The organism is Streptomyces sp. Je 1-369, assembly GCF_026810505.1.
Taxonomy (GTDB): domain Bacteria; phylum Actinomycetota; class Actinomycetes; order Streptomycetales; family Streptomycetaceae; genus Streptomyces.
Genome location: NZ_CP101750.1, coordinates 3,610,804 through 3,622,726 on the forward strand (window position 1 = coordinate 3,610,804; position 11,923 = coordinate 3,622,726).

The 11,923-nt window shown below is 71.8% G+C and carries 10 protein-coding genes and 1 pseudogene; 8 read left to right on the forward strand and 3 right to left on the reverse strand.

Annotated features, from left to right (window positions below; translation table 11 throughout):
* Positions 1-13: 13 nt before the first annotated feature.
* Positions 14-1,678 carry a urocanate hydratase gene (gene hutU / locus NOO62_RS16345; RefSeq protein ID WP_268771618.1) on the reverse strand — a complete coding sequence of 555 codons (1,665 nt, stop codon included), beginning with the start codon at positions 1,676-1,678 and terminating at the stop codon, positions 14-16.
* A gap of 140 nt (positions 1,679-1,818) precedes the next feature.
* Here hutU and NOO62_RS16350 point away from each other — a divergent pair, with 140 nt between their 5' ends.
* From NOO62_RS16350 to NOO62_RS16375, 6 genes are all read left to right on the forward strand, one after another.
* Positions 1,819-3,231 carry a diaminopimelate decarboxylase gene (locus tag NOO62_RS16350; protein ID WP_268771619.1) on the forward strand — a complete coding sequence of 471 codons (1,413 nt, stop codon included), beginning with the start codon at positions 1,819-1,821 and terminating at the stop codon, positions 3,229-3,231.
* Positions 3,232-3,352: 121 nt separating this feature from the next.
* Positions 3,353-4,732 (forward strand): APC family permease, encoded by a 1,380-nt coding sequence (locus tag NOO62_RS16355; RefSeq protein WP_414930836.1) that lies wholly within the window; start codon positions 3,353-3,355, stop codon positions 4,730-4,732.
* Between the two features lie 229 nt (positions 4,733-4,961).
* Positions 4,962-5,426 carry a hypothetical protein gene (locus NOO62_RS16360; RefSeq protein WP_268771620.1) on the forward strand — a complete coding sequence of 155 codons (465 nt, stop codon included), beginning with the start codon at positions 4,962-4,964 and terminating at the stop codon, positions 5,424-5,426.
* A gap of 5 nt (positions 5,427-5,431) precedes the next feature.
* Positions 5,432-6,235 carry a transcriptional regulator gene (locus NOO62_RS16365; RefSeq protein WP_268775645.1) on the forward strand — a complete coding sequence of 268 codons (804 nt, stop codon included), beginning with the start codon at positions 5,432-5,434 and terminating at the stop codon, positions 6,233-6,235.
* A 37-nt stretch (positions 6,236-6,272) separates the two neighbouring features.
* Complete coding sequence (locus NOO62_RS16370) at positions 6,273-6,710, forward strand: roadblock/LC7 domain-containing protein (protein ID WP_150168749.1); 438 nt, start codon at positions 6,273-6,275, stop codon at positions 6,708-6,710.
* A 75-nt stretch (positions 6,711-6,785) separates the two neighbouring features.
* Positions 6,786-7,160: a hypothetical protein gene (locus NOO62_RS16375; protein ID WP_268771621.1), complete on the forward strand. Its 375-nt coding sequence runs from the start codon at positions 6,786-6,788 to the stop codon at positions 7,158-7,160.
* Positions 7,161-7,261: 101 nt separating this feature from the next.
* Here NOO62_RS16375 and NOO62_RS16380 read toward each other — a convergent pair whose 3' ends face one another.
* Entirely contained in the window at positions 7,262-8,095 is an 834-nt protein-coding gene (locus NOO62_RS16380) for a MurR/RpiR family transcriptional regulator (RefSeq protein WP_268771622.1), read from the reverse strand.
* Positions 8,092-9,708, reverse strand: coding sequence for an aromatic amino acid ammonia-lyase (locus NOO62_RS16385; protein WP_414930837.1), 1,617 nt, complete (start codon positions 9,706-9,708; stop codon positions 8,092-8,094). The genes NOO62_RS16380 and NOO62_RS16385 overlap by 4 nt, the downstream gene beginning before the upstream one ends.
* A 109-nt stretch (positions 9,709-9,817) precedes the next feature.
* Here NOO62_RS16385 and NOO62_RS16390 point away from each other — a divergent pair.
* Positions 9,818-10,849: pseudogene (locus NOO62_RS16390) on the forward strand (ABC transporter ATP-binding protein); the annotation flags it as partial.
* A gap of 425 nt (positions 10,850-11,274) precedes the next feature.
* A complete protein-coding gene (locus NOO62_RS16395; RefSeq protein ID WP_268771623.1) occupies positions 11,275-11,922 on the forward strand; it encodes an ABC transporter permease in 648 nt (215 codons plus the stop codon).
* Position 11,923: the final 1 nt, after the last annotated feature.

The window sequence follows — 11,923 nt, forward strand, 5'->3', positions numbered from 1 at the left end:
TGGAACGTGGAGGTCACGCTTCCCCGCCCTCGCGCATGGGAACCCGTACGCCCTTCTCGTCCGCGACGGTCTCCGCGATGTCGTAGCCCGCGTCGACGTGCCGGATCACGCCCATCCCGGGGTCGTTCGTGAGGACGCGGCGGATCTTCTCGCCCGCGAGCTTCGTGCCGTCGGCGACCGAGACCTGGCCCGCGTGGATGGAGCGGCCCATGCCGACGCCGCCGCCGTGGTGGATGGAGACCCAGGACGCGCCCGACGCGACGTTCACCATCGCGTTGAGGAGCGGCCAGTCGGCGATCGCGTCGGAGCCGTCGAGCATGGCCTCCGTCTCGCGGTACGGGGAGGCGACGGAGCCGCAGTCCAGGTGGTCGCGGCCGATCGCGAGGGGCGCGGCGAGCGTGCCGTTGCCGACCATGTCGTTGAACATGTCGCCCGCCTTGTCGCGCTCGCCCTGGCCGAGCCAGCAGATGCGGGCGGGGAGGCCCTGGAAGTGGACGCGCTCGCCCGCCATCTTGATCCAGCGGTGGAGGGACTCGTTCTCGGGGAAGAGGTCGAGGAGCGCCTTGTCCGTCTTGTGGATGTCGGACGCCTCGCCGGACAGCGCCGCCCAGCGGAACGGGCCCTTGCCCTCGCAGAAGAGGGGGCGGATGTAGGCGGGGACGAAGCCGGGGAACGCGAACGCGCGGTCGTAGCCAGCGAGTTGGGCCTCGCCGCGGATCGAGTTGCCGTAGTCGAAGACCTCGGCGCCCGCGTCCATGAAGCCGACCATCGCCTCGACGTGCTTCGCCATCGACTCGCGGGCGCGGGTCGTGAAGCCCGCCGGGTCCTTCGTCGCGTACGTCTGCATGTCGTCGAAGTCGACGCCCGTCGGCAGGTATGCGAGCGGGTCGTGGGCGGAGGTCTGGTCCGTCACGATGTCGATGGGGGCGCCCTCGGCGAGCATGCGCGGGACGAGGTCCGCCGCGTTGCCGAGCAGGCCGATGGACAGGGGCTTGCGCTGGTCGCGGGCGTCCGTCGCGAGCTGGAGGGCGTGCTCCAGGGAGTCGGCCTTCACGTCCAGGTACCGGTGCTCGATGCGGCGCTCGATGGCGCGCGGGTCGACGTCGATACAGATCGCGACGCCGTCGTTCATCGTCACCGCGAGGGGCTGGGCGCCGCCCATGCCGCCGAGGCCCGCGGTGAGGGTGATCGTCCCGGCGAGCGTGCCGTTGAACTTCTTCGCGGCGACGGCGGCGAACGTCTCGTACGTGCCCTGGAGGATGCCCTGCGTGCCGATGTAGATCCAGGAACCGGCGGTCATCTGGCCGTACATGGTGAGGCCGAGCTGCTCCAGGCGGCGGAACTCCTCCCAGTTCGCCCAGTCGCCGACCAGGTTGGAGTTGGCGATGAGGACGCGCGGCGCCCACTCGTGGGTCTGCATGACGCCGACGGGGCGGCCGGACTGGACGAGCATCGTCTCGTCCTGCTTGAGGGTCTTGAGGGTGCGGACCATCGCGTCGAAGGAGCGCCAGTCGCGGGCCGCCTTGCCGGTGCCGCCGTAGACGACGAGCTTGTCGGGGTGCTCGGCGACCTCGGGGTCGAGGTTGTTCTGCAGCATGCGGAGGGCGGCTTCCTGCTGCCATCCCAGGGCGCTCAGTTCCGTACCGCGCGGTGCCCGTACGGGGCGGGGTCCTGACATGGCGATGCCTCCTCGAAGCTGTGACCTCGTTGCTGTGACCTTGTTATTCACATCCTGGGGGCCTGAATAGAGCTAGTCAATAGCGAACGAATGCGCGAGTACGCCAGCGGGGTCCCGTCGCGGGTGATTGGCTGGATCACATGGGCCACGACGAGGACAACGACCAGACCACGGTTCTCCGCGCGGACACGGCGCCCGGGAACCCCGCACCCTCCGCTCCCGGGAGCGACGCCGCCGCCCGCCGCGACCGCGCCGTCCGCGCCGCCGTCGAGCAGGGCGTCGTCGGCCCCGCCGCCCCCGTCGCGGGCCTCCTCGACGTCACCGGCATCCGCGCGAGCGCCGCCGCCCTGCACGCCGCCTTCGAGGCCGTCATCCCGCCCGGCACCCCCGTCCTGCACGCCTTCGCGGTGAAGGCGACCCCGCTCGTCCCGGTCCTGCGGCTGCTGCGCGCGGCCGGCATCGGCGCCGAGGTGGCGAGCCCCGGCGAGCTCGCCCTGGCACGGGCCGCCGGGATGCCGCCCACCGCGACCGTCCTCGACTCGCCCGCCAAGACCGCCGCCGAACTCCGCGAGGCCCTCGCGCTCGGCATCGCCGTGAACGCGGACAACCCGCAGGAACTGGCCCGCATAGACGCCATGACCCGGTCGGCGCTGACCGGCTCCCCCATCGGCATCCGCGTCAACCCGCAGATCGGCGGCGGCGCGATCGGCGCCCTCTCGACGGCGACGGCCACGTCCAAGTTCGGGGTGCCGCTGCGCGACGAGGACGCCAGGGAGTGGGTGATCCGCGCCTTCCTCGACCGACCGTGGCTGACCCGCCTGCACGCGCACTCCGGGTCGCAGGGCATGCCCCTGGAGATGATGGTGCGGGGCGTGGCGGCCGCGTACGAGCTGGCCGAGGAGATCAACGAACGTGCCGGGCGGCAGCAGGTCGACACCGTCGACATCGGCGGCGGCCTGCCGGTCAACTTCGGCTCGGACGACGAGACCCCGACCCACGCCCAGTACGCGCGCCGCCTCAAGTCACGGGTGCCGGGGCTGCTCGACGGGCGGTACGGCATCGTCACCGAGTTCGGCCGCTCGCTGCTCGCCAAGCACGGCACGGTGCTCGCCCGCGTCGAGTACGCGAAACGGGCGGGCGGCCGGCCCATCGCCGTGACGCACGCGGGCGTGCAGGTGGCGACGAGGACCGTGTACGCGCCCGCGTCCTGGCCGCTGCGGATCGCCGCGTTCGACGTGAAGGGGCTGCCCAAGAGCGGGCCCGCCGTCGGCCAGGACGTCGCGGGCCCGGCCTGCTTCGCGGGCGACCTGCTCGCCGAGAACCGTCCGCTGCCGCTGCTCGAACCGGGTGACTACGTAGCCGCGTTGGACACCGGCGCGTATTACTTCGCTCAGCACTACTCGTACAACAGCCTCGCCAGGCCCGGCGTTCACGGGTTCGCCGCCGACGCCGACGACGTGCGCTTCGCCGTGGTGCGGGAGCCGCAGACGCTGGACGAGATCGTGGCGGAGGCGGGCGGCGGAGCGGAACGGGACGCGCTGCGGAACCTCTGAGCACCCGCCGGGGGCTGCTGAAGGCCCTTCCGACCCTCTGAGCTTCCTCAACTCCCGCATAGTGACCTGCGTCGCGGGCAATACCCTCCTCGACCCGCACTCGGTCTCGGGGGAGGCACCTGTGACGACATCCGACACGTCCACCACCGCTGCACCACCGCCACCACCGCCGCCCGCCGCGGAGGGCGCGCTGCACCGCGCCATCGGCCCCAAGCTGCTGATCCTCTTCGTGATCGGCGACATCCTCGGCACCGGTATCTACGCCACCACCGGCAAGGTCGCGGGGAAGGTCGGCGGCGCGCTCTGGGTGCCGTTCGCCATCGGCTTCGTCGTGGCGATCCTGACCGCGGCGTCGTACGTCGAACTGGTAGGCAAGTACCCGAAGGCGGCGGGCGCCGCGCTCTACACGCAGAAGGCGTTCAAGGCGCCGTTCCTCACCTTCATCATCGCCTTCATGGTGATGTGCTCCGGGCTCTCCTCCGCGAGCGCCGCCGCCCGCGCCTTCAGCGGCGACTACCTCGCCGAGCTGACCGGCGACGCGCTGCCGCCGACCCTGATCGCCATCACCTTCATCGTGCTGCTCGCGGCGCTCAACATGCGGGGCGTGTCGGAGTCCGTCAAGACGAACGTGGTGCTCACGGTCGTCGAGCTCACCGGCCTCGCGATCATCCTCGCCATCGGGGCGTACGCCGTGCTGAATGGGGACGGCGATACCTCGCGCCTCACCGAGTTCGAGTCCGACGGCACGGGATACGCCCTGATGACCGGGGTCCTCGGCGCCACCGCCCTCGGCTTCTTCGCCTTCGTCGGCTTCGAGGACTCGGTGAACATGGCCGAGGAGACCAAGGACCCGGTGCGCACCTTCCCGCGGGCGATCTTCATCGGCGTCGCGGTGACCGGCACGATCTACGTCCTCGTCGCGCTGGTCTCGTCCCTCCTCGTCGACTCCAGGACCCTGGCGGGGTCCAGCGGCCCGCTGCTCGAAGTGGTGAAGGCGGGCGGCGTCGACTTCCCGCACAGGCTCTTCGCCCTGATCGCCCTGTTCGCGGTCACCAACTCGGCACTGATCAACATCATGATGGCCTCCCGGCTCTGCTACGGCATGGCCAACGAACGCATCCTGCCGCGCGCGATGGGCCGCGTCCTCGCCGAGCGCCGCACCCCGGTCGTCGGCATCGTCTTCGTCTCGCTCCTCGCCATCGGCCTCGTCTCCACCGGCGAGATCGAGGGCCTCGGCGACACCACGGCGTTCCTGCTCCTGTGCGTGTTCGCGGTGGTCAACGTGGCGGTCCTGGTCCTGCGCCGCGACCCCGTCGAGCACAAGCACTTCCGCGCGCCGACCGTCCTCCCCGTCCTCGGCGCCGTCACGGCCCTGATCCTCGCGAGCCCCCTCGCGGACCGCCCCGCGGAGGTCTACATCCGTGCCGGGGTCCTCCTCGCGATCGGCATCGCCCTGTGGGGCGTGAACAAGGTGGTACTCCGCACCCGCGGCGAGGACTGACACCGTCCCGAGGGGCGTCTCGATCACGTGACCGGCACATTCGGTCAGCGATGGGCCGACCAGGGCCACGACCGAACGTGTCCCGTCGGGCTCGGACGCATTCCCGCGGAATATGCCCTTTCACCGCGAACTCCGCTTCCCCTGCGTACTTTCCTCTCCACCGGGTGGCGGGAGCCGCCCGGTCGGGTGGTGGGGACCACCCGGTCCCACCTGGGGAAGGGGAGGCCGCGTGCCCGGAATCGACGAGTGTCTGTACGAAGCCATGACACTGCCCGGTGCCCGTGGAGCCGCGATCGTCGACTGGACCAGCGGCCTCGCGCTCGGTTCGGTCGGCGATTCCCCGAACGGTGACTACGAGGCGACCGCCGCCGAGACCGCCGAGGTGGCCCGCGCGGCCGCCGAGTACCAGGCGTTCGCACCGGTCGACGACGCGGCCGACATGGACGGTGTGGACAGCGGCCGCGGGGTGGACGGTGCGGACAGCGGCAGCGGCGTGGACGGTGCGGACCGCAAAGGGCCCCCCGTCGAAGACCTCATGCTCACGACCCAGTCCGGCTTCCACCTGATCCGCTACGTGGAGACGACCTTCGACAGCAGCGTCTTCCTCTACCTCTGGCTCGACCGGCACACCGGCAACCTCGCCATGGCGCGGATACGGCTGCGGAGCCTCGCCGAACGGCTGGTGCTGGTGTGAACGGCCTGCGGGCCGCCGAGCCCGACGCCGTCCCGCGGGCCGTCGGCGCGCCCGCCGTCTCGCCCCTGCTCACCCGGCTCGCCACCGAGCGCGCCACCGGGGCCTTCCTGCGCGCCCAGGGCACCCTCTACCTCGTGGACGGGCGCGTCGTACACGCCGAGAGCCCGGCGGCGCCCGGCATAGACGTCCTGCTCACGGCCGGCGGCGCGCTCGCCGCGCAGGGCTGGCAGGAGGTGCTGTCCGCGGCGGGCACCCGGCACGAGGTGGGCCGCGAGCTCGTCGCCAGCGGCCGGGTCACCGCGGGCGAGCTGGAGATGTGCCACCTCGGCGCGCTCTTCGACGCCGCGTTCTTCGTCCTGGGCGCGGCGAGCGGACCCACCCGGTTCCGTTACGGCGTCGCGCACTGGCTCGGCCGGGTCCGCCCGGTGCCCGCCGCGGCCCTCGAACGCGAGACGCTGCGGCGCCGGGCGCTCCTGGACAGCATCTGGCCCCGGCCCGAGGTCGACACCGCCCCGGTCGTGCCCCGCGCGCCCGCGCCCGGCCAGACCGTCACCGTGCGCCAGCGTGCGCTGTTGCGGCTCGCGGACGGCGTACGGACGCCGACGGCCATCGCCTGGGCCCTCGGCAGGCCCTCGTTCCACACACTGATCGAGGTCAGGCGGCTGGCGGCCGCCGGACTCGTGGAGGCCCCCGGGGCACCGGAGCGGGAGCCGGTTCCGGTGGCTCTCCCCTGCCCGGCCGCGACGGAGTGCGCCGATCCCGACATCGCGCTCCTTCGCCGGGTCCGTGACGCCCTGGAGGCGCTGTGAAACTCCCCGCCGTCCCCTGGGCCGGGACCTCGACCACATGAAGTTCTTCGCGTCCTGGCGGCGCGCAGGGAGGAGAGAGCTGGTGGCTGCCGAAGCCGACGTACTCGGCGAACTGAAACGGCTGCGGACCCGTATTCCCCAGCTCCGCGGCGCCCTGACGGCCAGTGTCGACGGGCTCCTGCTGGCGCAGGACGCCTCGGACGTGGAGGCGGAGGGCGTCTGCGCGCTCACCGCGGCGGCGCTCGGTGTGGCGCTGCGGCTGTCCGACGCCACCCATCAGGGCGGCTTCCGTGAACTGATCATCCGTGGCGAACAGGGCTACGTGGCCACGTACGCGGCCGGTTCGTCCGCCGTGCTGACGCTGCTCGCCGAGCCCCGCATCAACGTGGGCCGGCTGCACCTGGAGGCCCGCCGTTCCAGCGCGCTCATCGGAGAGCTGGTCGACGCCGCCGTCGATCGAGCGGAGGAAACCTGACCCATGCCCCCCACCACACCCTCATCGTCCCCTTCACCGCGGACGCCCGGCAGACGGAAAGGAAGCACCAAGCACATGACCGACACGGAGACCGCACTCAAGGAAGCGACCACCTCGATCGAGGGCGTCATCGGCGCCGCTCTGGTCGACTACACGAGCGGAATGGCCCTCGGCACGATCGGGGGCGGAAAGGACCTGGACCTGTCGGTGGCGGCGGCGGGCAACACGGACGTCGTACGCGCCAAGCTGCGCACGATGGAGATGCTCGGGCTCAAGGACGAGATCGAGGACATCCTGATCTCGCTCGGCTCGCAGTACCACCTCATCCGGCTGATGAAGGGCCGCAACAACAACGGCCTCTTCCTCTACCTGGCCCTCGACAAGGACCGCGCCAACCTGGCGATGGCCCGCCACCAGCTCAAGCGCATCGAGACCGGCCTGGACGTCTGATGTCTGACGCCTGACGTCTGACGCCTGACGTCCGGCCGCCCGGCGGCGCCGCGCTCCCCCCGGGCGCGGCGTCGCCTTTGCGCGCCCCCTTGTTGCGGGAACTACTCCACGAAGAGGCCGCGCGCCGCCGCCCGTACGTCGAACTCCTCCAGGCGCGCCTGTGCGTCGGGGAGGTGGTCGCACATGGCCTCCAGGAGGACGCGGCCGAGCAGCATCGGGGCGCAGGCCGTGTCGAAGGCGAGGCCCGTGCCGACGGCCGCGGGGAGGAGGAGGTCGGAGTGGGCGGCTACGGGGGCGAAGGCCGAGTCGGCGACGGTGACGACGGTGAGGCCCGCCGACTGGGCGTAGGCGAGGGCGTCGACGACCTCGCGGGGGTGGCGGGGCAGGGCGAAGCAGAGGAGGGCCGAGGCACCGGCGCGGACCGCCGCGTCGACGCGGTCGGCGAGCATCGTGCCGCCCTCGTCGAGGAGACGCACCTCGGGGTGGACCTTCGCCGCGAAGTACGAGAAGCCGTACGCCTGCGACGCGGCGGCCCGCAGCCCGAGGACGGGCAGGGGCCGGGACGCGGCGAGGAGCCGTCCCGCGCGCTCGACCGGCTCCGGGTCGGCGAGGACCTCCGCCAGGTGCCTGAGGTTCTCGATCTCCGCGTCGACCGCCTGCTGGTACTCGTTGGCGGCCGTCGCCCCCGACTCCTCCGCGGGCGCCACGTCCCGCAGGTGCCTGCGCAGCGCCGGATAGCCGTCGAAGCCGAGGGCGACCGCGAAGCGGGTGACCGACGGCTGGCTGACACCGGCGAGTTCGGCGAGCTCCACGCTGGAGAGGAAGGGCGCGTCGGCGGCCCTGCGCACCATGCAGTGCGCGATGCGCCGCTGGGTGGGTGTGAGCCGGTGGCCCTCGAAGAGCACTTGCAGTCGCGCGGCAGGGCTGTCACTCATGCCGTCCCCCTCATGATGTCCGTACCCGCTGTCGTTCCGACGGTCGTTCCGACGGCCGTCCCTGCGCCGAGTTCCGACCACACCGTGGTGAACCGGTCGAGCAGGCCCGCCGCCGCCGTCACATCATCCGTCAGCGGCCGGTCCGCGAACTCCGCTTCCAGAACGGAGTCGGCGAGTCCGAAGGCGCGTGCGAGCGGTGTGTCCGGATCGAGTCGCATGTCCCGTTGCCGCAACGCCCGCACGGCGGCCACCAGTTCGCATCCCACGACCATGCGGTAAGCCTCGCAGGCGCGCAGGGTCTGGCGGGCGGCGAGCGAGGCGAAGCTCGCCTGTTCCTCGACGCCACGGGAGAGCACGGCGTGGCCGAGGGAGGCGGGGGCGGAGTAGGCGCGCAGGTCACCGAGGGCGGCGCCGGCCGCGTATTCGAGGATCATGACGCCGGACGAGGCCGGTTCGCCGTCCGCGAGGAAGGGGCGCAGGCGGGTGAAGGCGGGTTCGTTGAGGGTGGAGAGACGGGAGGTGGAGAGGCGGGCCGCCTGGGTCACGGCGAGCCTGAAGTGGTCGAGCGCTAGGGCGAGTTGGGCCAGATAGAAGCCGCCGTGGTGGTACGCGGCCAGGTCCTCGGGCGAGATCAGCGGGTTCTCCGCGGCCGCGTTGATCTCGACGGTCAGGACATCCTCCAGGGCGTCCGCCGCGTCGTGCGCGGGACCGTGGATCTGCGGCACGCACCGGAAGCCGTAGGGGTCCTGGATGCGGCCCAGGGGCGGAGTGGGTCGATCGGGGGCGCCCAGCAAACGGCGCATGCGCTCGGCGACCGCGTACGAGCCGGGGTGGCGCCGCGCCTCGTGCACGGGCAGCGCGTACGCCTCGTACGACCCGTCGACCGCCATCAGCGACAGCGCAGCGACCACCTGCGTGGCGCCGATCAGGCCGCGCAGTTCGTGCAGGGCGAGCGCGGACTGGCCGAGGGTGAGGGCGTTGCTGCTGATCAGGGCGAGGGCGTCATTGTTGTCGAGCGGCTGAGCTTCCGGGGGCCTCCCGGCGCCCTGCCACGGATGCTCACCGGCGAGCGCGAGGCCCATCTGACTGAGAGCCGCGATGTCGCCGGTGCCGACCGAGCCGAACTCGTTGACGGTGGGGTGGGCGCCGGTCTCCAGGGCCTCGCAGAGCGCCGTGACGACGCTGGGGCGCAGTCCGGCGCCGCCCGCGAGGAGCTGGTTAGCGCGAACGGCGAGCATCGCGCGGACCTGCCGTGCGGGCAGTTCGGCGCCGATGGCTCCGGCGTGCGAGCGGAGCAGTCGCAGGCCGTGGTCGGCGGCGGCCTCGGTGGGCACGTCCTCGTTCCGGTTGGCGCCGACGCCGGTGGAGCGGCCGTAGACGCGGCCCCAGGCGGCGATCTCCCTGGCGGCGTTCCAGGAGTCCTCGGCGCGCTTCATTCCGTCGGTCGCGGGGACGGGCCGGGCATCGGATTCGGCCAGACGTACGACGTCTGCGACCATCATTCCCCGGCCGTCGAGGACGACGACCGCTTTTCTGTCGTTGGCCGCGGTGTCCGCGATACGAGACGACTTCACTCGTAAAACCTCCTCAACCGGACGTTCCGTCTTGCCCATCGACCCTTTATCGCTCAGCGATTGATGCCGGTGCGCCGCGAACTATTGACAACCTATTCAGACAACGAGAACTCTGCATGACGATATACAGCCGGGCAAGGGACTCCACATGATCCAATTCGATACGGTCCACAAGCGCTTCCCGAACGGCACGACAGCGGTCCACGACCTCACCCTCGACATGCCCGAAAGCGGCGTGACCGTCCTCGTCGGATCTTCCGGTTGCGGCAAGACGACGACCCTCCGCATGATCAACCGGATGGTCGACCCGACCTCCGGAACCATCCGGGTCGGCGGCCGCGACATCCTGGAACAGGACGCGGCGGAACTGCGCCGCTCCATCGGCTACGTCATCCAGCAAGCCGGTCTCTTCCCGCACCGCACGGTCCTCGACAACGTCGCCACGGTGCCGCTGCTGCTCGGCTGGGGCCGCAGGAAGGCGCGGGCGCGGGCGGCGGAGCTCCTGGAGACGGTCGGGCTCGCGCCGGACGCGGGGCGTCGCTACCCCCACCAGCTCTCGGGTGGGCAGCAGCAGCGGGTCGGCGTTGCGCGCGCGCTGGCGGCGGACCCACCGGTCCTCCTCATGGACGAGCCGTTCGGGGCGGTGGACCCGGTGGTCCGCACGCAACTCCAGGACGAACTGCTGCGCCTCCAACGCGACTTGAACAAAACCATCGTCTTCGTCACGCACGACATCGACGAGGCGGTGCGGCTCGGTGACCGCATAGCCGTGTTCCGCACGGGTGGCCATCTTGTGCAGTGCGCCGAGCCCGCGGAGCTCCTCGCCCGCCCCGCGGACGACTTCGTCGCGGACTTCCTGGGGGCGGAGCGCGGCCTGAAGCTTCTGTCGTTGTCCACGTTGTCGGGCGTTCCGCAGGGGGCGGCGCCGGAGGGCGGATCGTGGACGCTCCGCCTGACCGCGACGGGGTCCCCTCTCGCCTGGCGCCACGTCGACGGCGACGCGCCGGACGTCCCCGTACGTCCCCTCCGCGACACGGACTCCCTCCTCTCGGCGCTGGACGAGTCCCTGTCCGCCCCGACGGGGCTGGTGGCACGCGTGGACGCAGAGGGGGTCCTGACGGGGGTCACGTCCCGAGCCGACATCCACGACCACGCCGGCGCTGCGCATGCGAGGGGGCGTTCTGTCCGCGGCCCGGTGGGGGCTGATCGCGCAGTTCCCCGCGCCCCTAGGTCGTCCACCCCACCGGCACCGGACAGGGCGGACCACCCAACGGCGCCGGACCAGGTGGACCACCCAGCGGCACTGGACAAGGCGGACCACCCAGCGGCGCCGGGCCAGGTGGACCACCCAGGGGCACTGGACAAGGCGGACCACCCAGCGGCGCCGGGCCAGGCGGACCACCCAGGGGCGCGGGGAACTGCGCAGCCAGCTAAGGACGACCCGCACCCAGCGGCGCCGGGCCAGGTGGACCAGTCAGGGGCGCGGGGAACTGCGCGACCAGCCCACGACGACCCGCAGACGAACGCGCAGGGAACACCCTCAGGGGCGCGGGGAACTGCGCAAGCAACCCCCGACGGCCCGCAGGCGAACGCGGAGTCCACCCCGTGACCGTCGACTGGTCGTGGATACGCGACCACACCGACGACCTCACCACCCTCACCCTCTCCCACCTCCAGGCCGCCCTCTCCGCCGTAGCCCTGGGGCTACTGATCTCGCTCCCACTCGCCGTCCTCGCCCACCGCGTCCGCCCCCTCCGCGGTCTCCTCCTGGGCCTCTCCAACGTCCTCTTCACCATCCCCTCCATCGCCGTCTTCGTCCTGCTCCTCCCCGTCAGCGGCCTCACCCGCACCACCACCGTCATCGGCCTGACGATCTACACCCTCGTCGTGCTCCTCCGGAACACCGTCGAGGGACTCGACTCCGTCCCGGCGAAGACGAAGGAAGCGGCCAAGGCCATGGGCACCCGCCCCCTCCGCACGCTGCTCACCGTCGAACTCCCCCTCGCCCTCCCCGTGATCATGGCGGGCGTAAGGATCGCCACGGTCATGTCGATCTCGCTCGTCTCCGTGGCGACGTACATCGGCGACGGCGGCCTCGGCCAGCTCTTCACCGACGGGTTCCAGCGCAACTTCCCCACCCCCGTGATCGTCGGCGTGGTCCTCACACTGCTGCTCGCGCTCGTCGCGGACGCACTGCTCGTCACGCTCCAGTACGTCCTGACGCCCTGGACCCGCCGCCGGAGGAGCGCCTGAC

What these genes read in the sequence shown, in the direction of transcription:
- hutU (WP_268771618.1), bottom strand. Translation starts at nt 1,678, where the DNA reads ATGTCAGGACCCCGCCCCGTACGGGCACCGCGCGGTACGGAACTGAGC.
- NOO62_RS16350 (WP_268771619.1), top strand. Translation starts at nt 1,819, where the DNA reads ATGGGCCACGACGAGGACAACGACCAGACCACGGTTCTCCGCGCGGAC.
- NOO62_RS16370 (WP_150168749.1), top strand. Translation starts at nt 6,273, where the DNA reads ATGAAGTTCTTCGCGTCCTGGCGGCGCGCAGGGAGGAGAGAGCTGGTG.
- NOO62_RS16375 (WP_268771621.1), top strand. Translation starts at nt 6,786, where the DNA reads ATGACCGACACGGAGACCGCACTCAAGGAAGCGACCACCTCGATCGAG.
- NOO62_RS16380 (WP_268771622.1), bottom strand. Translation starts at nt 8,095, where the DNA reads ATGAGTGACAGCCCTGCCGCGCGACTGCAAGTGCTCTTCGAGGGCCAC.
- NOO62_RS16385 (WP_414930837.1), bottom strand. Translation starts at nt 9,708, where the DNA reads ATGGGCAAGACGGAACGTCCGGTTGAGGAGGTTTTACGAGTGAAGTCG.